General features: G+C 57.0%; 14 protein-coding genes. 11 read left to right on the plus strand and 3 right to left on the minus strand.

The features are described from left to right. Positions 1-3: 3 nt before the first annotated feature. The 7 genes from napG (at position 4) to HW561_RS13285 (ending at position 7,955) form a co-directional block, all read left to right on the plus strand. Positions 4-822, plus strand: a complete 819-nt coding sequence (gene napG / locus HW561_RS13255; protein ID WP_176865511.1) for a ferredoxin-type protein NapG — start codon at positions 4-6, stop codon at positions 820-822. Beyond that, positions 819-1,736, plus strand: coding sequence for a quinol dehydrogenase ferredoxin subunit NapH (gene napH, locus HW561_RS13260; RefSeq protein ID WP_176865513.1), 918 nt, complete (start codon positions 819-821; stop codon positions 1,734-1,736). The genes napG and napH overlap by 4 nt, the downstream gene beginning before the upstream one ends. Before the next feature lie 12 nt (positions 1,737-1,748). Beyond that, a complete protein-coding gene (locus HW561_RS13265) occupies positions 1,749-2,186 on the plus strand; it encodes a nitrate reductase cytochrome c-type subunit (protein ID WP_176865515.1) in 438 nt (145 codons plus the stop codon). A 29-nt stretch (positions 2,187-2,215) separates the two neighbouring features. Further along, positions 2,216-2,917, plus strand: a complete 702-nt coding sequence (locus HW561_RS13270) for a NapC/NirT family cytochrome c (RefSeq protein WP_176865517.1) — start codon at positions 2,216-2,218, stop codon at positions 2,915-2,917. Between the two features lie 13 nt (positions 2,918-2,930). Next, the gene (locus tag HW561_RS13275; RefSeq protein WP_176865519.1) at positions 2,931-3,188 is read left to right on the plus strand and encodes a hypothetical protein; all 258 of its coding nucleotides are present in this window, start codon (positions 2,931-2,933) and stop codon (positions 3,186-3,188) included. Positions 3,189-3,468: 280 nt separating this feature from the next. After that, a complete protein-coding gene (locus HW561_RS13280; RefSeq protein WP_176865521.1) occupies positions 3,469-6,756 on the plus strand; it encodes an adenylate/guanylate cyclase domain-containing protein in 3,288 nt (1,095 codons plus the stop codon). A gap of 29 nt (positions 6,757-6,785) precedes the next feature. After that, positions 6,786-7,955 (plus strand): hypothetical protein, encoded by a 1,170-nt coding sequence (locus tag HW561_RS13285; RefSeq protein WP_176865523.1) that lies wholly within the window; start codon positions 6,786-6,788, stop codon positions 7,953-7,955. On the opposite strand, the gene HW561_RS13290 is transcribed toward HW561_RS13285, so the two are convergent. Further along, complete coding sequence (locus tag HW561_RS13290) at positions 7,952-11,542, minus strand: flavoprotein (protein WP_176865525.1); 3,591 nt, start codon at positions 11,540-11,542, stop codon at positions 7,952-7,954. The genes HW561_RS13285 and HW561_RS13290 overlap by 4 nt on opposite strands. A gap of 393 nt (positions 11,543-11,935) precedes the next feature. Between HW561_RS13290 and HW561_RS13295 the strand changes: the two genes are divergently transcribed. Beyond that, positions 11,936-13,042 (plus strand): saccharopine dehydrogenase family protein, encoded by a 1,107-nt coding sequence (locus HW561_RS13295; protein ID WP_176865527.1) that lies wholly within the window; start codon positions 11,936-11,938, stop codon positions 13,040-13,042. Between the two features lie 18 nt (positions 13,043-13,060). Next, positions 13,061-14,557, plus strand: coding sequence for an L-piperidine-6-carboxylate dehydrogenase (gene amaB / locus HW561_RS13300; RefSeq protein ID WP_408015388.1), 1,497 nt, complete (start codon positions 13,061-13,063; stop codon positions 14,555-14,557). 39 nt (positions 14,558-14,596) lie between these two features. Here the strand turns inward: amaB and HW561_RS13305 are convergent, their stop codons facing one another. Next, complete coding sequence (locus HW561_RS13305; protein WP_176865531.1) at positions 14,597-16,174, minus strand: DUF5928 domain-containing protein; 1,578 nt, start codon at positions 16,172-16,174, stop codon at positions 14,597-14,599. A gap of 143 nt (positions 16,175-16,317) precedes the next feature. Between HW561_RS13305 and HW561_RS13310 the strand changes: the two genes are divergently transcribed. Further along, positions 16,318-17,136 (plus strand): sulfotransferase family protein, encoded by an 819-nt coding sequence (locus HW561_RS13310; protein ID WP_176865533.1) that lies wholly within the window; start codon positions 16,318-16,320, stop codon positions 17,134-17,136. 206 nt (positions 17,137-17,342) lie between these two features. On the opposite strand, the gene ilvD is transcribed toward HW561_RS13310, so the two are convergent. Beyond that, on the minus strand, positions 17,343-19,175 hold the full coding sequence (ilvD, locus tag HW561_RS13315) for a dihydroxy-acid dehydratase (RefSeq protein WP_176865535.1): 1,833 nt from the start codon (positions 19,173-19,175) through the stop codon (positions 17,343-17,345). A 105-nt stretch (positions 19,176-19,280) separates the two neighbouring features. On the opposite strand from ilvD, the gene HW561_RS13320 reads away from it, so the two are divergent. Then, positions 19,281-19,844, plus strand: a complete 564-nt coding sequence (locus HW561_RS13320) for a helix-turn-helix domain-containing protein (RefSeq protein ID WP_176865537.1) — start codon at positions 19,281-19,283, stop codon at positions 19,842-19,844. Positions 19,845-19,863 lie beyond the last annotated feature (19 nt).

Consider the following 19,863-nt stretch of genomic DNA (forward strand, 5'->3'; position numbering starts at 1 on the left):
CCCATGTCCCTTGTCGGTAAACCCCTTTCGCCGCAACGGCGTCGGTTCCTGCAGGACTCGGCGCGTGCGGCAGGCGGCTGCGTAGTGGCCGGGTCTCTGCTGGCCTATTTGGCCCGCGATGCCCGCGCCCTACCGGCCGAGGCATTGCGCCCGCCCGGCGCGCTGCCGGAAAAGGAGTTTCTGTCGGCCTGCATTCGCTGCGGGCTCTGCGTGCGGGACTGCCCCTACGATACCCTGAAACTGGCCGAATTAGGGTCTGATTCTGCGGCGACGGGTACGCCCTATTTCACGGCGCGTGATATCCCGTGTGAGATGTGCGACGATATTCCGTGTGTCGCCGCCTGTCCAACCGGCGCGCTGGACCCCAGGTTAGACAATATCGATGACGCGAAAATGGGCGTCGCGGTACTGGTGGATCAGGAGAACTGCCTGAACTTCCTAGGTCTGCGTTGCGACGTCTGCTATCGCGTCTGCCCCGTTATTGACGAGGCGATCACGCTGGAACTGTCCCACAACGCGCGCTCGGGCAGCCATGCACTCTTTGCCCCAACCGTGCACGCGGATCACTGTACCGGGTGCGGCATGTGCGAGAAAAGCTGCGTTCTGCCCGAAGCGGCGATCAAGGTGCTGCCCGTCCGTCTGGCGCGCGGCAGCTCGGCAGACCACTACCGCAAAGGCTGGGAAGAAAAAACTGCCAAGGGCGGGCCGCTGGTCGAGGGCTTGATTGATCTGCCCGACCGCCTGCCCGGGCCTGGCACCGACAATCTGATTGCACCCGGCGGCTTTGCTCCGGGATACGATTTGCCGGGGGTGGGACAATGAGCGCCCGCACACATCTGCCTGTGGGGCAAGAGGCTGTCGACGCCAAGGGCTGGTTCGGCGCACATCGCTATTTGCTGCTGCGCCGGTTTAGCCAGCTGTTCTTCCTGGCCCTGTTCTTGCTGGGGCCCTGGTTCGGAATCTGGATCGTCCAAGGCACGCTGGCTGGATCGTTGACGCTGGGCATACTGCCTCTGACCGATCCTCTTATCCTGTCTCAGAGTGTCATTGCCGGGCACTGGCCGGAACTGACTGCGCTGATTGGCGGGGTCATTGTTCTGGTGTCTTATGCGCTGATCGGTGGCCGCGTTTATTGTTCCTGGATGTGTCCGATCAATCCGGTGACGGATGCCGCCAAATGGCTGCATCGCCGTCTGGACCTGCCCAAGGGCTGGCAGCCTAAACGCGGCACGCGCCTGTGGATACTGGCGACAGTTCTGATTGTCTCGGGACTGACCGGCGTGATTGCCTGGGAGCTGATCAATCCGATCACCATGCTGCATCGGGGCCTGATCTTTGGCATGGGCTTTGTTTGGGCGTTGGTGGCCGCGATCTTTGTCTTTGACCTTTTTGTCGCGCGCCATGGCTGGTGTGGCCACCTTTGCCCGGTCGGAGCCTTCTATGGCCTCATCGGCGCAAAAAGCCTGTTGCGGGTCAGCGCCTCCAATCGCACAGCGTGTGACGACTGCATGGATTGCTATGCGGTCTGCCCGGAAAATCAGGTCATCTCGCCTGCGCTGAAGGGCAAGCCGGGTACTGCGCCGGTGATCCTGTCGCCCGACTGCACCAATTGCGGCCGTTGCATCGATGTGTGTGCGGTCGATGTCTTTACCTTTACTCACCGGTTCGATGACCATGTCGTCGTGCCTTCCGATCCAGTTGCCGCGCCTCAGCCGCGCGCCGCCAGACCTATTTAAGGGAGTGCCAAGATGAAAAAATCAATCGTGACAGGCGGAATTGCCCTGATCCCTGTGTTGCTCCTGAGTGGGTTTGCCCTTGCGCAATCAGCCCAGGTGGAAACACTGCGTGGTGCCGAGGTGGATGAACCCATCCCCCTTGATCAGATCCACAAAAATGTCGAAGGACGAATCCAGCGCAATTACCGCCAGCAACCGCCACTGATCCCGCATTCGGTCGAGCAGTATCAGATCGATCTACGCACCAATCAGTGTCTGTCCTGTCATGACTGGAGCAAAGCCGGGGAACGCAACGCGCCAACCCTGTCGATGACCCACTATCTGGACCGGGACGGCAACGAGTTGGACCAGATCGCCGGCACCCGGTATTTCTGCAATCAGTGTCACGTTCCACAAGCTGATGCGCCGCCGCTGGTCGACAATGTCTTTCAGCCATCCGCCAACAAATAATCCAACGCAAGACTGAAAGGAGCACCGACATGGCAGACTCCCCCGAAAAACGCGGTTGGATTCGCCGCATCTGGAACTGGTTCTGGACACCGGCTGTTGCATTCAGTTCCGGCTTCCTGATCATTGCGGGCTTTCTGGCCGGTATCCTGTTCTGGGGCGGATTTCACTGGACGCTGGAACTGACCAATACCGAGGAATTCTGCGTTTCCTGCCACACGATGGAAACCAACCTTGGTGAGTATCGCGAGACGATCCACTACAACAACCACTCTGGCGTGCGCGCGATTTGTTCCGACTGTCACGTGCCCCACGAATGGAACCACAAGATCAAAGCCAAGATCATGGCGGTCAAGGATGTCTACCACGAGCTTGCAGGCACCATCAGTACACCTGAAAAATACGAAGAACACCGCCTGAGCATGGCGTCGTCCGTGTGGAAGAAAATGAAAGCTTCGGACAGTCGCGAATGCCGCAACTGTCATAATTTCGACTATATGGACTTTACGACCCAGGAAACCCGTGCCGCGTCTGAACACCAGCGCGCGATCGACAACGATATGACCTGCATTGACTGCCATCAGGGTATCGCTCACAGCCTGCCGCCCGACTATCTGGAAGAATACCAGAACGTCACCGAGGCGCTGAATTCGGACTCCCCCGAAGCACAGCAACAACAGGCTGCGGCAGACAGGGATGAGATCCGGTCATTCCTGGCCACACGGACGGATTGAGGAAGGGCGAGAGATGCTTGATTTTCTAGGAACCATTGGTGGTAATGTTCTCGGCCTGCCGGGCATTCTGGGTCTGGCGCTGGGCATGATGACCCGCCGCCTGTGGCTGGGCGCTGTCATGGGCGGTCTCGTCGGTGTGCTTGAGACGCTGCTCTTTGCGGGGTGGCAGTTTGCGCATGTCGGAACGTTGGAACTGATGATTGCCATAGCCGTCGGTGTGTGTGCTGGCACACTGGGATCTGTAATCCGCCTGAAAGGGGCGACAGCCTGAGCGCTGTTGCCTGATGATCAGATCCACCGATTTGTCAGGATGATGCGTTTCGGGGTGTTGAAAATACCGATGCCCCGGAACGTTTTGAATCGACGATAGAGCCATCTTTTCGAGGATTCCGCGCCACTGCTGTGAACGATTGCCGCGCGAAACAGCGGGTCAATTGTATCTTAATCCGAAAAAATCTGTTCAAAATTATTAATTTGTTCAGTTTATGCAGACTCTATCCCTCTGTCTGTGATAGGTTTCTCGCTGAAGTGGGGGACTTCAGAGGGGCGACATGTCGCAAGACCTTAGGGGTTGGCTGAGCGCACTTGGACTATCTGACTACGCGCAAGCCTTTTTAGAAAACAAGATCGATTTTGCAATTCTGCCCGAATTGACGGGCGACGATCTTATCGAAATCGGGGTAACTGCAGTCGGCGACCGTCGACGGCTTTTGCGCGCCATTGCAGAACTTGACAAGGTCGAAGAGATAGCTGCTTTCGAACCCGAAACGCCTATGGAACCGGCTCGGCGTCAGGTCACCGTGATGTTCGCCGACCTGACAGGTTTCACCAAACTGTCCAGTGAACTTGACGCCGAGGATATGCACGCTCTGCTGAATGACTTTTTCAGCAAGGTCGACAGTATCGTGGAAAAATACGGCGGTCGTATCGACAAGCATATCGGCGATGCGGTCATGGCCGTGTTTGGTGCCCCGATATCGCATACAAACGATACGGAACGGGCGGCGCGTGCGGGGCTGGACATACATGAGGCGCTGCAGACGCTGACGCCTCCGCTGTCGTGCCACATCGGCATCGCTTCGGGTCAGGTCATTGCCAGTACCACAGGCAGCCAGGCCCATACCGAATACACGGTCACCGGCGATGGTGTGAATCTGGCGTCACGTTTGACGGATATTTCGACACCGGGAGAGACCTTGGTCTCGCACGACATTCAGCGCGCGTTGGGGCCGTTGTTTGTGGGCGATTCCATTGGCACCAAGGCGATCAAGGGATTGAACGACCCGGTCGAGGTTTGGCGGTTGGACCGGTTGGCTCGCAATATCCGCACGCGTCGGCACAGGTTTATCGGGCGCGAGCGTGAAATGTCTCTGTTCTCGGCCACGTTTGACCGCTGTCAGCGCCACGGCAAAGGCGAGGTTCATATTGTTCTGGGCGAACCCGGCATCGGCAAAACGCACCTGTCAGAACAGGTGGCTGAACTGGCGGCCAGCCTGTCCTATTCAATCCACAATGGCGTGGTCATGGATTTCGGCGCGCGCGAGGGGCATTCGGCTATTCAATCCGTTGCCCGCAGCATTCTGGGCCTCGAAGCGACCGATGACACAGCCACAGCTGCTGCCGTGGCGAAAGATGCCATTGGCAAGGGTTGGGTCGGCCCGCCCAACGCGGCACATCTGAGCGCTTTGCTGGAACTTGAACAAGACCCGGGACTGGCCGAAGTCTACGCCGTCATGGATAACAAGGCCCGGCTGCGTGGGCGACGGCAAGTGATTGACGAGTTGCTTTCAGCCCGCAGCAAGGACGCGCCGCTGTTGATCCAGGTTGAAGACATTCATTGGGCCTCGCCCGATATTCTGACGGCCTGTTCTCATATTGCGGCGGCAACCCGGGATCTGCCTTGCGTATTGATGATGACAAGCCGGGTCGAGGGCGATCCGATCAACCGTGATTGGCAGATGGGAACTGATGGGGCGTTGGTGTCGAAGCTCGAGCTGGCACCGATGGGCGAGGAACAGTCCCGAAAAATGGTCGAGGAATTTACCGCCATCGATCCCGGGCTGTTGGATACTTGCGTCAAGCGTGCAGGCGGCAACCCGCTGTTTCTGGAGCAGTTGCTGCGCAATATCGATGTTCTGAAGCGCGAAGGTGTTCCCGGTAGTATTCAGGGCATCGTTCAATCGCGTTTGGATTCGTTGGATCGCTCCAGCCGCACGGCAATTCAGGCGGCATCCGTTCTGGGTCAGAGGTTCTCGCCCGAGATCCTGAACTTCATTCTGGGTGAAGGGCATTTGGATACGACCAACCTGATACGGTCGGCATTGATCCGTGAGGCCGATGCCGACCTGATGTTTGCCCATGCGCTGATCCGGGACGGGTCTTACGCCACCTTGGTCAAATCTGAGCGTGCCCGGCTGCATCGTCAGGCGGCCAAGTCATACGAAGATCGCGATGCCACGCTGCGCGCGCAACATCTGGACCGCGCCGGAGCCAGCAATGCCGCGCAAGCCTATCTGGAGGCGGCGGACAAACTGATCCAGGCCTTTCAATTCAGCGATGCCAGCCCTTTGATTGAGCGCGCGCTGGAACTGCCTTCTCCGGCGGGTGTCAGGTTTGATTTGCTTTGTGCGCGTGGGGAAACGCATCGATTGCAAGGGTTCTCTGACGACGCGCTGCGGGAATTCAAAGAGGCCGCTGAGCTTGCCGAAACGGATGAGCAGGTTAGCCGCGCGCATATAGGCCTGGCGCAAGCTGCACGGCAGGCGAGCTTGTATCAGGAAGCTCTGGCAGCGCTCGATATTGCCGAAGCCGCCGCAGAACGTTGCGGGTCTGATCGGGATGTGGCCCAGATCAACTATGTGCGTGGAAATGTCTATTTCCCTCTGGGGCGGGACAAAGAGGCGCTGCAAGCGAACGAGCGTGCCTTGTCGCTTGCCCGGAAATTGGAGTCCGCGCGTTTGGAAGTAGGGGCGCTCAGCGGATTTGGCGATGCCAACTTTATGAAAGCGACCATGCAAACGGCGACCGGGTTTTACACGCAGGCCGTTGAACGGGCGCGGGAAAAAGGGCTGGTTCGTGATCTTGCGGCCAATCTGCACAATCTCAGCGTGGCGCGCAGCTACACCGGCGATGTTTGGCAGGGCATGGCAGATGCGAACGAAGCCATCGAAGTGTCGCAGAAATACTTTGCTTTCGTCCCTGAATGTGTTGCGCAGACGTGTTTAGGCGTGGCGCAGACCTTTTTGGGTGAATTGGATCAAGCGCTTGATGCGTTCACTATGTCCTCCGAAATTGCCAAACGCGTCGGTGCCAAACGGCTTGAGGCCCAGGCGCTGGAGCATTTGGCCCGCACACAGGTCTATGTTGGGCAATTGGCCGAGGCCCGGGAAACCGGGCGTCGCGCCGTCGAAATTGCGCTGGAACATGGACGCACATTTGTGGGTCCCAAAGCGCTGTCGGCATTGGCCATGGCCGAGACGGATCCCGATGAACAGGACCGCCTGCTGAAACTGGGGGCCGAGATCATTGCGGCAGGTTGCGTGGGTCACAGCCACCTGCATTTTTACCCCGATGCCAGTGCCGTCATGCTGGCACGCGGGGATTGGGACGCAGCCCTTCGCTATGCCGAAGGGTTGGCAGAGTTCACGGCCAAGGAACCCCTGCCGATGGTCGATCTGTCCATTCGTCAGGTACGCCTTCTGGCTGAATGCGGAGCGCAGAATGAGGCGCCTGATTTTCATGACGGGTTTGCAGAGCTTCGGGAGCGGTTTGATGAGATGGGGATTGCGCAATCCCTGTTGGGCCGCGTGGACTTCTTGACCAAACAGAATGGAACGTAAAGCAAGCACACCGAAGTACCGGAGGTTGAATGAGCATAGAAAAGAAAGTTTGGCTGATATCTGGCCTTCTGACTCTTGGATTGGCCGGGTTATTGCTCAAGCTTTGGATAGATCTGAACCACTTTGAAGGCGATCCTACTCAATTGCCTGATCAGGCTTCGGTCGATGCGTATTTGGACAAAATCGGCACTGCGCCAGAGTATCGGGTCAGAACCGGTATATTCATCAAATCCTTCATCTTTACCGGCGCCAGCAACGTTCAGGTCAGCGGCTATATCTGGCAGCATTTCGAAGACGGGGTTCACGACGCGATCAAACCGGTTGAGGGTGAGGTCGGCTTTATCCTGCCCGAGGCCGTAGATGTCGGAAATGGCGTGATCGAAGAGGTCTATCGTATGTCGCAACCCGATGGCGAGTTGATCGGTTGGTATTTCGAGCAAACTCTGCGGCAAAAGTTCGATTACACCAGCTATCCGTTCGACCACAAAACCGTCTGGATACGCTTCTGGCCCGGAGAATTTGACGTCAACGTTGCCCTGACCCCTGATTTCTCGGCTTATCCGGCGACGGGCCCTAGCGATGTATTTGGTATCGACAATGAGATCGTGATGGGAACGTGGGAACGCGAGAATACCTATTTCGACTATCGGCTTTCGGATCTGGATACGACGTTGGGCATTGGTCAGAACGAATTTCAGACCAACCTGCCCGAGCTGCACTATAATTTTGTGATCAAAAGAAATTTCGCCAATGCCTTCATTGTCCACATGGTTCCGTTGATCGTGGTGACGATGCTGCTGTTTGGTGCAGTGATGACCGTCACACGGCGCGAGGGTCTGGTGGAGCGCCATGACTTCAGCACTTCAAGCGTGATTGGCACCTGCTCGGTCCTGTTTTTCGTTATCCTGCTGGCACATGTGCAATTGCGCGAAGGGTTCGCCGGATCGCCGGTGATCTACATGGAGTCGTTCTTTTTTCTGATGTATTTCCTGTTGCTGGGGGTGTCGGTGAACACCTACCTGTTTGCATCCGAGGCGGTGCCCTCGCTGTGGATCATCCACTACAAGGACAACCTGTTGCCCAAGGCTGCGTTCTGGCCTTTTGTCCTGCTGTGCATGGTGACCATCACGGCCTACAATCTTTACCTGAAGGAACCGCCCAAACCCCAGCTAGAAGTGACGCACGCAGACGGCGACTAAGTCGTCGCCTCTCGCCCCTCTTTCAGGGTGCCGGTAGCCATGTCCAGCGTGTATTCATCCATCACTTGGGATGTACCATTTCGCCAGTTCTCCATGTACGTCGTGGGATCGGCAATGACATAGGCATATGCTGGCTTCATCACCCCGTTCAGGACCACGTTGATCTTTTTTCTGACGTAGACGTTCTTGGACGATCCGGGCCCGTGGTATCCTTCGAGCTTATCCAGTTCACGCAGACCCGATTCCGTCACGCGGTAGACTTCGCCACTGACCGGTTTTCCCATGCCCTGTTGATCGACCAGCGTTGCCATTCGGTGCAGGTAGTCGCAGTTCGGATTGTCGCAAAATGGCTCGTTCGGAACGATCAGAGGCATCGGCTGGCGCGTCCGCGCGGACCCGACGAAATCGTTCAGAACCTTGCTGTGTGCCTCGTGGTTCGGGAACCCACGTTTGAGTGAGCCATAGGTGAAGTACAGATAGCTCGGCTCGTTCATGGCCACAAAGGTTTCATCCCGGCCTTGTTCGGGTTCAGAAACAGCCAGATCGTGATCGCGCGCCCATGTGTCCAGCATCTGACGAATATCTTTCGAGATATCGATGTTCTGAACAAACTGGATGCACGAGGTTGCATCGATGTTCTTGGCACCCAGTAGGATTTGCACCATTTTCGGCGCGTCGTTCATTACTGCCACATGCAGCGCCGTAAATCCGTGATCATTGAGGATGTTGACGTCGATGCCTCGGTCAATCAGCGCCTGTGCGGCTTCATAGTCCGGTTTGCCCAGATCCATGCCGCCCTCGTTCAGTTCGCCCTCACCCCCGGCCGCATAGTGTAGCAGGGAATCGCCGTGGTTTTCGTCGACAATGTTGATGCCGACGACCTCTTCGTCGATTGCCCGGAAGACGCGCCGCCACTCGGCAAAATTGTCCGAGGCGGCTGCCTCTTGCGCCCATTTGCAGATGCGGTGTTTCTGGTCGTCCAGCTCTTCGAAGGCTTCGCCCAACGCATCCATGATCTGGTCCGGGGTGGCCATCATGCCAATTCCCATCCTGCCATTGGACAGGCGTCCTTCTCTGGGGCCAACAAGATCGGCGCCAAGTGTTCTCAGCTTTTCGACATTATTCTGGGTCGTGATGTTGTTCCACATGTTGGTGTTGCAGGCCGGGCAAAGGATCACGGGCTTTTTCTGATACTGCCAGGCAACAAAGACCGAGGTCAGTAGGTTGTCGGCGATGCCATTGGCGACCTTGCCCATCGTGTTGCAGGTGATCGGCGCGACAATGACGCAATCCGCCCAGTCACACAGGGCCAGATGCGACGCCCGCAGCGGCATCCCGAATTCGATGTAGCGAAAGTTCCATTCGTCATCGTCACGGTAATAGTCGTTATGCGTGATATTCGCCTCGATCCGTTCAGCCCCGAAATCCCTAAAGAACTTTTCCGCAGACACGGATGGGATCAGTTTCACATTGTGGCCGGCATTCGTGATGCGCTCGACCAGCTCTGGGATCTTGTCCGCTGCGGACGAGCCGCAGGCACACAGCAGCACATTGCGTTTGCCGCCCCCGACCTCGGTCAAACCACCCTTGGGGTATCCGAAAATATTCTTGTCCAGACTGGGGGATTCATGGCGCAGCAGAACCTTCAGGCCGGCCTCGTGAATCCGTTGTTGCAAGCGGCCTTCCAAAACCATGTCCACAATATCCTTGCGATTCCCCAGACATTTGCCCTGGAAAAACAGATATGGAACGGTCTCTTTGCCAGACAGCGTCACCAGCTGCCGCCGCATCTTCATAACGTTGGCGCCATGGCCCGCAACATCGATCAGTTTGATATCTGTCACGCCGATATTGGCCAGAATGCTCTTGAGCATATAGGACCAGGGGTCTTCGTCCTCGTAAAACAGTACAATCGGGGTGTTTTCGACGATGCGGCTGACGTCGCTTGGATCTTCGGGCACTTCGACCTCTTCCAGCACCAGCATGGCCGGGTTCTTGAGGTCGCGCAAACCGCGGAAGATATGGCCGCGTGGTGCTTGCCAGACCTGCGAAGTTGCGGGGCTCATGTCTACCACCGTCACAAGATCGGTGGCCTCGTCATAGGCGATGCACAGACACCAGAACTCCTCGAGCAGAGCCGTTTCGCGGAAGACTTTTTCGGGCGAGCGGATGACCTCGAACCCGAGAACACGGTTGAAATCGATATTGATCATCAGGTGACGACCCTCGTGATCGTTCAGGCTGTGCAGTTGCGCCCGGAACCAGTCTTCGGGGGCCTGATCGTCCTTATCCGGCCGCTCGTCAAAACTGCGGAATGCACTGCCCAGGTTCACGTCGGTCGCTCTGCTTAGATATTGCTGCGCCAACACGTGCATTTCTTTTGCCGTCGACACCCTGCTCAGAGCTTCGGTATACGAGGTCTGCGTCGCAATCAGCAGCTTGTCTTCGTCCACCTGATTGTCACCCAATATCGCCAGACTTTCGGCCAACACACCCAGAGAATTCATGTTCGGGCTTGCGCGGCGGAACAGGTTGCGCCGCTTCTTGGGGTCTTTCGCTAGGTAAAGCGTGCTGTCGACGTAATTGCAGTCCTGTTTCAGAATTTGCAGGTGGGTTTTGACCGCTTCACGGGCCGAGAACCGCAGGATGCCCCGTGACCGCATCGAGGTGCCGTCCCGGTCTGACATTCCGGCCCAGAGCCGGTCGATCGTTGTGACCCAAAGCTTGCCGTATTTCTCGGGGTGAACATCCATCATGTGCACCAGCCCGGTGCTGGGATTGCATTTGGCAATTATGGCAAAGTGACCGCCCGGCATGGTCGGCTTGCCGTGCGCAACGCCGACCTGAAAATTCGCCACCAGAATGTCGTTGTCGCCGCCCAGCCGGTTGGATTCGTCGATCGCATCCAGCAGCAGCGGAACCGAGGTCGTGGCCTCATCCATGAAATAGGCCTGAACCTGCACCCGATCCCGCAAACCCTGCGTATGGATGAAGGTACATGCCACGTCGTACAGTTCACCCAAGGAAATGCCGTCATTCACAACAAATGACGTGGGCAAGGCGCATTCGCGGAAAATGTCATTCACTTCGCAACTGAAACCCAGCGCCGACATGCTGAGCGCAGCGGCTGTCACGCTGCAGCAATTGATCGGTTGTTGAAAGTTTTGCAGGTGGACGCTGACAAGGTCCCCAAACAGCGTGGCGAAACACGGCTTTCGGATCTCACCCGGGATATCAAGCCATTGTTTGCTGGACAAATAGGCCAGCCGTGTGCCCGTCAGGGCCAGTGCCTCAAGGCTGACGGGAATATCGTGAATTTGCAGATGTTCTTCGTAGAAGTAATCTCCGACATCTGCGCTGGCCAAAGGATCGCCATTCTGGCGCAGCTGTACGACTCCGCGCAGTACGACATACATGCCGTTCGCTGGCAGAACCGTGTCTTTGATCACCTCGATGAACTCGAAATGCGGCCTGAATGCCGCTGGGTCGGCAGATACCGTTTCACCAGGCAATACGGCCAGGATCCGGCTCCAGTCTTGATCTGTTGGGATGAAGGTATTCTGATCCGTAAATTGTTCCTTAGTCACGACTGATTTCCCCCCTGAAGTACGTCGTAAATTTTATCAATCAGCCACCGCAGAGTATTGAAATAAAGGCGCGGACTTTTTTGGGTCGAACTGCAATACCGACCTGTCCGTCGTTGTGCCTTGCGTTGGCCGGGCCAGATCGGCACTGAAATTAGCGCGAACAAATAGGCCCAGTTGTCCGCACTGTATCTTACTTCGGAACAAAAATCACTGATGCTGTTGATATGCCTGAATTTGTTCGGTCCGATGGCCTGTCCTTCCAAAGCCATCGGCGTTTTTCCCATAAGGCCGTCATAATGACGGAATAATGGGCGATTTCGTCAAGATTGACCCTGCGAAATGAACGCATGCTGCGCCATTCTGAAAGAGACATTAAAATTAAGGAGGCGTGCAATGTCCTGGAATGTATGCGTTATCGGAGCGGGCAAGATCGGGCAGATGATTGCCGCTCTGCTCAGAGGGTCACCAAATTACAGCGTGACGGTGGCCGATCATGACCTCAAAGCCCTGGGCGAAATCGCCAAGATGGGTCTGGCCACGAAGCAGATTGATGCGAAAGACGCGGATGGGCTGGCGAATGGTTTGAACGGATTTGACGCAGTGATCTCGGCGGCCCCGTTCTATTTGACGCCAACCATCGCCGAGGCCGCCAAAGAGGCGGGCGCGCATTATTTTGATCTGACCGAGGATGTGGCCGCAACAAATGCCGTGCGCGATTTGGCCCAAGACAGTGACACGGCCTTCATGCCGCAATGTGGGCTTGCGCCGGGTTTTGTCGGGATTGCAGGCGCGGCACTGGCGGCGGAATTTGATGAGATCGACAGCCTGCATATGCGGGTTGGGGCGCTGCCGCTCTATCCGACGAACGCGTTGAAATACAATCTGACTTGGTCGACCGACGGGCTAATCAATGAATACTGCAATCCGTGCGATGCCATCGTGAACGGCAAACTGGTCAAGACCGCGCCGCTGGAAGATTACGAGGTTCTGGGCCATGACGGTGTGGAATACGAATGCTTCAACACCTCGGGTGGGCTGGGTACGTTACCGGAAACACTTGAAGGCAAGGCGCGTGCGGTGTCCTACCGCTCGATCCGTTATCCGGGTCATTGCGACATTCTGAAACTGCTTCTCAAAGATCTGGGGCTGGAACGCCGCCGCGATCTGCTGAAGGAGATTTTCGAGGCTGCTTTGCCCCGCACCGATCAGGATGTCGTGCTGGTCTACTGTACCGCTAAGGGCATGATCGACGGCGCCCTGCGTGAAAAATCCCTGATCAACAAGTCCTTCGCGCGCGAGATCAACGGACAGGTCTGGAGCGCCATTCAGGTCACCACCGCCGCAGGTGTACTGGGCGTCGTCGATCTGGTGCGTACCGGCGTGCTGCCCTCAAAAGGATTTGTCCGGCAAGAGCAGGTGAAGCTTGCCGATTTTCTGAGCACTGAATTTGGCCGGTTGTATCGCTCCGGTGATGTGACCCCTCAAAACAAGGCGGCCTGAGATATGAAAGACGTTGTGATGACTGCAAAAACCACACTTGCGAATCTGGACCTGACGGTGGCAGAGCTAACCGGCGGTACCTTGCATGTAACCTCGCCCATCGATGGCAGCCTGCTGGCGGAAGTACATGAAACCCCCGCCTCGGAAATGGATGCCATCTTTTCCCGTGCCAAGTCGGCCTTCAAAGCGTGGCGCGTTGTTCCGGCACCACACCGGGGAGAGTTGATCCGCCTGCTGGGTGAAGAGTTGCGCGCTGCTAAGGATGATCTGGGCGCGCTGGTCAGTTGGGAGGCCGGAAAGATCACCTCTGAGGGTCTTGGCGAAGTACAGGAGATGATCGATATCTGCGATTTCGCCGTGGGCCTGTCGCGTCAGCTGTACGGCTTGACCATCGCGTCCGAGCGTCCCGGTCACCGGATGATGGAGACATGGCACCCGGCGGGTCCGGTTGGTGTGATCTCGGCTTTCAACTTCCCGGTGGCGGTCTGGTCCTGGAACACTGCGATTGCACTGGTTTGTGGCGATCCGGTGATTTGGAAACCGTCCGAGAAAACACCGCTGACGGCGATGGCATGTCAGAAGATATTTGAACGGGCGCTGGCTCGGTTCGGCGATGCGCCTGACGGGTTGTTGCAGACCTTAATCGGTGGCGCCGCGCTGGGCGAGGCGCTTGTGGCCAGCGAAGACGTTCCGATCATTTCGGCCACTGGATCAACCCGTATGGGTCGCGCGGTCGCCCCCGTCGTGGCGCAGCGGTTCGGCAAATGCATCCTGGAACTGGGCGGCAACAATGCAATGATCGTGGGCCCCTCGGCCGATCTGGAGATGGCCGTGCGCGCCATCGTGTTCTCGGCCGTGGGCACGGCTGGTCAGCGCTGTACCACATTGCGCCGTTTGATCGTGCATAATTCGATCAAGGGCGAATTGGTGACGCGTCTGAAAAAGGCTTATGCCGGTTTGCCAATTGGTGATCCGCTGGCCGAAGGTACCCTGATTGGCCCGCTGGTCGATGAAGCGTCGGGTGCGGCGATGACAGCTGCATTGAAAGCTGCCGAAGCTGAAGGCGGAACCGTATTCGGCGGCAAACGCGTGACCGAGGGTGTTCCTGCGGGTGTTTACATGGAGCCGGCGATTGTTGAAATGCCGGGGCAGACGGCGACTGTTAAGACGGAAACCTTCGCGCCGATCCTATATGTCATGGGTTATGACGCCTTCGATCAGGCGCTGGAGATACAGAATGATGTGCCGCAAGGCCTGTCATCCTGCGTGTTCACGCTAAACATGCGCGAGGCCGAACAGTTCCTGACAGCAGCCGGATCGGATTGCGGCATTGCCAACGTCAATATCGGTCCTTCAGGTGCCGAAATCGGTGGCGCGTTTGGTGGCGAAAAGGAAACCGGTGGTGGACGTGAAAGCGGGTCGGACGCCTGGAAAGCCTATATGCGTCGTCAGACGAACACGGTGAACTACTCGGCCGAACTGCCGCTGGCGCAGGGCGTCAAATTCGATATCTGAACACATGACCCGGCAGCCCCTGAGCGGGTTGCCGGGTTCTCAATCCGAGAACAGGTAGTCCAGCCGCATCACCGCTTGGGCCTTGTCTGCATCCACCCCAAGAAATTCGGTTATTGCGGCCTCGTTCTCAGCGCGATCTGCTGCTTCCCGAATACGCTGATAGCCATCAATCCCGGCGCCGCGTATCAGTTCGGATTCGTGTGCCAGATCGTTGCGGATGGGGGGCAGCAGGCGCGCAACGGTTTCTGACGGACTGTTCTCACCCGCCAGTCCGACCCTACGTGCATGACCGATAAGATAGTCGTCTGAATACTCACATTCGATTTCCAGCACACGGGTTTTGGCCGTGTCGCCGCAGAAATCTTCAATGACATCCAGATTGGCCGGGTCCAGACACAGGACCAACCTGTCCTTTCCGAAATACTCAAACAGCATCCGCACAACCGAGCGCCTGTGACGGGACCGCTTGGTTAAGGTGGTCTCGATACCGCCCAGATCGGGTAGTGGTGTCTCCTGCTCATTGAACAGATACTCGACGCACGGAATATCGGTTTCCAAGGCGATCTGATCGACCAGCCTTTTGGCGACGTGCCATTTCTTGCAGACAATCAAAAACAGCTCACGCTCGGGGCCCAGCGTATTTCCGGCCTCCCAGAAACGCTGTGTGAACCGGCGGCCAACACGTCCACGTCCAGTTAGAAACGCATGCAGGCTGCGCCCCTCACCCGAGATCGGAAAGTCGACTCCTTCGCTGGCGTATAAGACCCCCAGCCGCTCTTTGAGGTCATGGGCGCTGGGGCTGATTTTACGGGCGAACAGATAATCCTGCCCCAACAGCATGTCGTAGTGATCATTGTAGAAGGTAACCGGCATGCCATAGTCGGAAAACATCAGGAATGTCGGCGTGCGGTTTTCGATTTCAGTCTTTGGGATCAGGTGGCGGACGAGGGTCTGAAAGAAGGTCTCGTCGGGAATCCAGGTGGTTGAAAAGAACTGGATCACATCGCGGCGCTGGCGCAAGAGATCAAGGATCATTTCGATCGTCCTACGGCGCAGACACCACCATTGGCTGCCAATCATGACCTGAAGGTCTTCGGGGATGTCCCGCGTCAGACCAAATCGCTTTTGCAGCTCATACGAGGTATAAAACCGCCTGGCTTGCGTTCGTTCGTTGAAATAGTGGCGGTAGATCAGCCGGTCCTCTTTCATGCCGGTCTTGATCCAGTTGCTTTCAAAGAAGTCGTGACACTCGATGAAATCCTTGTCGTTCTCGTCCAGAAAACGATGCGTGTATTCCGCGGTCTTGATCGCCATGCAGTCGCCCGACAACATGTAGAAATGTGTGGCTCGGGGAAAAGCAGCCACTGCAGCCTGCAGGGCGTTCAGAGTGGCCTGCACCAGCGACCATTCCCCCCAACCACATTTGATCCGTTTTGCGGCAAACGTGACATTCGGGTTGTCTTTCAGAGCGCTGCGGATACGGACGTAGTCCGGCGCATTGGCGCGGGCGTCGAAATGGATCGCCATACAATCCCCGGCAGCGGTCAGTTGCTCCGCCTGTGAGATAATCGCATCGGGGTCTTTGTGGCACAGCAATATATAGGCAATCTTTGCCATGTGGTTTTCGCAATTTCCGTTTCTGCCCGTTTCCAACCGTGATACTGGGGATGAACGATTGAATAAACAGAATATTTTTGGTTCTTTGGTTACAAAACCTGGCGCATCAATGTGAGACGTGACCAGTAGAGGAGGCACAGCAGATGGGTTTTCCCGGCACCTGGATGACCGAGAGCGAAAGCATGGTTTACCGTGTGGTGCCCAAGTGTGCGTGCTCAACCATCGGACAGATCATGTTTTATTCCGATCACGGTCGGTTTTTTGATGGCGATATTCACGATGCCAAGGACGGGATGCACAAATGGGCGTTTGATCAGAGCCAGAATCTGATTTCTTCCAACGTACGCAATCACGACTCGTTTTCCTTTACCTGCGTACGCAATCCCTACACGCGGATTCTAAGTTCGTTTTTTGACAAGATATGCGGCATCCAGCGCAACGGTAAGCGATACCGGGGCAATTTGGTGCCCTCTCTGATCTATAATTACGGCATTGAAGTCGGCGGTGACGATGGCAAAGGCGAATTCGACCAGATTGCCAGTTTCCGTCGGTTTCTGTTGTTTGCCCGCGATACGATTCGGTGGCGGCGTCCGATGGACCCGGATATTCACTGGTCTGCCATGTCGGGGCATGTGTCGACCTTCATCGTCAACGGTGGCCGCTACGACAGGATTTTCTGGACAGAAAAGTTCAACGACGGGATGCAGGATGTTCTGGATCGCACCGACACGGCGCATCCGGTGGCCCTGTCAGAAATTCCGCGATTCAATGAATCCGAAGGCCACGGACCAAAGCGTGTGCATCCGGTCGAGGACTATTTCGACGATCTGTCGATGCATCTTGTTTACGAGATCTACAAACCGGATTTCGAGCTGTTCAAATACGATTTCGAAAACCCGGCCAACAAGTTGCCTGTTGGTGAAATCGATCTGGATGAAGTCCACGCCAAACTGGGCGATTGATCAGCAGAACAAGTCCTCCCGCCCATCGTCAATGTCTCTGACGAGACATCTCCTCTGGTTGGGCCCGGCGCCGCGCTTTGCGCGGCGCCGGGCCCAAAGCTGATCGTGTTATCGGCAAAGCCGATGGCGCGTTTCGAGCACGGGAGTATCTGGTTTTGGCTGCTTGTGAAACCAGCCCATGTTGATAATGGGCTGGTCTGGTTGGATCAAAGCTGCCGTACGGCGCCTTTTGCTGCGCTGGTTGCCAGTTTGGCATAGGCTTTGAGCGCCGTGGACACTTTGCGCTTGCGGGGTGCGGCAGGTTCCCACCCCTTTTCATCTTGCGCTTTGCGGCGGGTGGCCAGTTCTTCATCGGAGACCGCCAGATGGATCGTGCGATTGGGGATGTCGATCTCGATCTTGTCACCCTTTTGCACCAATCCGATCACGCCACCTTCGGCCGCTTCGGGCGAGACATGCCCGATTGACAGACCCGAGGTGCCGCCCGAGAAGCGCCCATCGGTCAGCAATGCGCAGGCTTTGCCCAACCCTTTGGATTTCAGGTACGAGGTCGGGTAGAGCATTTCCTGCATCCCCGGCCCGCCGCGTGGACCTTCGTAGCGGATGACCACCACATCGCCTTCTTTGACCTTGCCGGTCAGGATATCGCTGACCGCCTGATCCTGGCTTTCGCAGACATAGGCCGAACCGGTGAATTTCAGAATGTTATCGTCAACACCGGCGGTTTTCACGATGCAGCCATCGCGCGCGATGTTGCCGAACAGAACTGCAAGGCCGCCATCCTGACTGAACGCATGCTCTTTCGAGCGGATCACGCCACCTTCGCGGTCAGTATCCAGTTCTTTGAACCGATTCGACTGGCTGAACGCCTGTGTCGTCCGCACACCACCCGGTGCGGCTTTGAACAGGTCCTGGGCTTTGGGATTGTTCGCGACCTTGATGTCCCAATTTGCAATCGCTTCGCCCATGGTGCCCGAGTGGACAGTGCTACAATCGGTGTGGAGCAACCCGGCCCGGCTCAGTTCCCCCAGGATCGAGAAGATACCGCCGGCGCGGTGGACGTCTTCCATATGCACGTTTTCTGTATTTGGCGCGACCTTACACAAGCAGGGCACTTGGCGGCTGAGGCGGTCCATGTCGGTCATGGTGAAATCGACCTCGCCTTCATATGCGATGGCTAGCAGGTGCAAAACCGTGTTGGTTGACCCGCCCATTGCAATATCAAGGCTCATGGCGTTTTCGAATGCGTCGAACGAGGCGATTTCCCGCGGCAGGAAACCCTTCTCGTCCAGATCATAGTGGCGCTTGGTGATTTCGACGATCCGGCGTCCGGCCTCAAGAAACAGCTCTTTGCGGTCGGCGTGCGTGGCCAGTGTCGAGCCGTTGCCCGGCAGAGCCAGACCCAGCGCCTCGGCCAGACAGTTCATCGAGTTGGCGGTAAACATACCCGAGCACGACCCACAGGTAGGACAGGCGTTTTCCTCGATGTGCTGGACCTGTTCGTCGGTGAATTTGTCGTCAGCGGCGGCCACCATGGCGTCGACCAGATCGATCTTTTTGGCATCCAGGTCGGCGATGTCGATCTTGCCGGCCTCCATCGGCCCGCCCGAGACAAAGATCGCTGGGATGTTCAGGCGCATGGCAGCCATCAGCATACCGGGCGTGATCTTGTCGCAGTTCGAGATGCAGACCATCGCATCAGCACAATGCGCGTTGACCATGTATTCAACCGAATCCGCAATCACCTCACGCGAGGGCAGCGAATACAGCATACCGTCATGGCCCATGGCGATGCCGTCATCCACCGCGATGGTGTTGAACTCTTTGGCAACGCCGCCAGCGGCCTCGACCTCGCGCGCGACCATCTGGCCCAGATCTTTCAGGTGGACATGACCCGGTACGAATTGAGTGAATGAGTTGACGATGGCGATGATCGGTTTGCCGAAATCATCGTCACCCATACCGGTGGCGCGCCACAGGCCACGAGCACCGGCCATGTTGCGGCCATGGGTGGAGGTTCTGGATCGGTACATTGGCATGATGCTGTTTCCCTTTTGCCCTACCTGCGTTATTTGGGTGCGTATGTTATAGCGCACGTACCACATGTGCGTTATAACGTACAAGAGGAATCACAGGGCGTTGGAATGGAATCGGGCGAAATCACGCTGAAACTGAGGGATGTGCGGGCGGCTTCGGGGCTGAGCCTGTCGAAAGCGGCGGACCTGACTGGCGTCAGCAAAGCTATGCTGGGCCAGATCGAGCGGGGCGAATCAAGCCCAACCATTGCGACGCTGTGGAAGATCGCCAAAGGGTTCCAGCTGCCGCTAAGCGCTTTGATCGGGACATCGGGCCTGCGTGATTCCTCGGATGCGGGTGTCTTTCGCACGGTGACGTTTCCCGGCAGCCTTGAGGTCAAGATCGTATTCCCCTTCGATCCGGTGCTGGGGGCGGAGACTTTTCATGTGGCTCTGATGGCGAGCCAATGTCATGAATCCCCCGCCCATGCCGCCGGAGTGACCGAAGAGGTCTTTGTGCTCGAGGGTAATCTGGACGTGTTGCGTGATGATGAATGGGTGCCGTTGCAGGCGGGGCAGGGCCTGCGTTTTGCCGCTGATCTGCCGCATGGGTATCGTGCAGGGGAAGTCGGGGCAGTCTTTCTCAACATGCACCATTACGCGCAGCAAGCTGCGTTGCTGCCGGTGGATTGAACCGGATTATTCACCACTG

Origin of the sequence: Ruegeria haliotis (genome assembly GCF_013377785.1) — a bacterium.
Lineage (GTDB): Bacteria > Pseudomonadota > Alphaproteobacteria > Rhodobacterales > Rhodobacteraceae > Ruegeria > Ruegeria haliotis.

Excerpts from the sequence above, each read along its gene's own strand:
- HW561_RS13295 (WP_176865527.1), top strand. The coding sequence starts at position 11,936 with ATGTCCTGGAATGTATGCGTTATCGGAGCGGGCAAGATCGGGCAGATG.
- ilvD (WP_176865535.1), bottom strand. The coding sequence starts at position 19,175 with ATGCCAATGTACCGATCCAGAACCTCCACCCATGGCCGCAACATGGCC.
- amaB (WP_408015388.1), top strand. The coding sequence starts at position 13,061 with ATGACTGCAAAAACCACACTTGCGAATCTGGACCTGACGGTGGCAGAG.
- HW561_RS13310 (WP_176865533.1), top strand. The coding sequence starts at position 16,318 with ATGGGTTTTCCCGGCACCTGGATGACCGAGAGCGAAAGCATGGTTTAC.
- HW561_RS13280 (WP_176865521.1), top strand. The coding sequence starts at position 3,469 with ATGTCGCAAGACCTTAGGGGTTGGCTGAGCGCACTTGGACTATCTGAC.
- HW561_RS13275 (WP_176865519.1), top strand. The coding sequence starts at position 2,931 with ATGCTTGATTTTCTAGGAACCATTGGTGGTAATGTTCTCGGCCTGCCG.
- napH (WP_176865513.1), top strand. The coding sequence starts at position 819 with ATGAGCGCCCGCACACATCTGCCTGTGGGGCAAGAGGCTGTCGACGCC.
- HW561_RS13270 (WP_176865517.1), top strand. The coding sequence starts at position 2,216 with ATGGCAGACTCCCCCGAAAAACGCGGTTGGATTCGCCGCATCTGGAAC.
- napG (WP_176865511.1), top strand. The coding sequence starts at position 4 with ATGTCCCTTGTCGGTAAACCCCTTTCGCCGCAACGGCGTCGGTTCCTG.
- HW561_RS13305 (WP_176865531.1), bottom strand. The coding sequence starts at position 16,174 with ATGGCAAAGATTGCCTATATATTGCTGTGCCACAAAGACCCCGATGCG.
- HW561_RS13320 (WP_176865537.1), top strand. The coding sequence starts at position 19,281 with ATGGAATCGGGCGAAATCACGCTGAAACTGAGGGATGTGCGGGCGGCT.
- HW561_RS13265 (WP_176865515.1), top strand. The coding sequence starts at position 1,749 with ATGAAAAAATCAATCGTGACAGGCGGAATTGCCCTGATCCCTGTGTTG.
- HW561_RS13285 (WP_176865523.1), top strand. The coding sequence starts at position 6,786 with ATGAGCATAGAAAAGAAAGTTTGGCTGATATCTGGCCTTCTGACTCTT.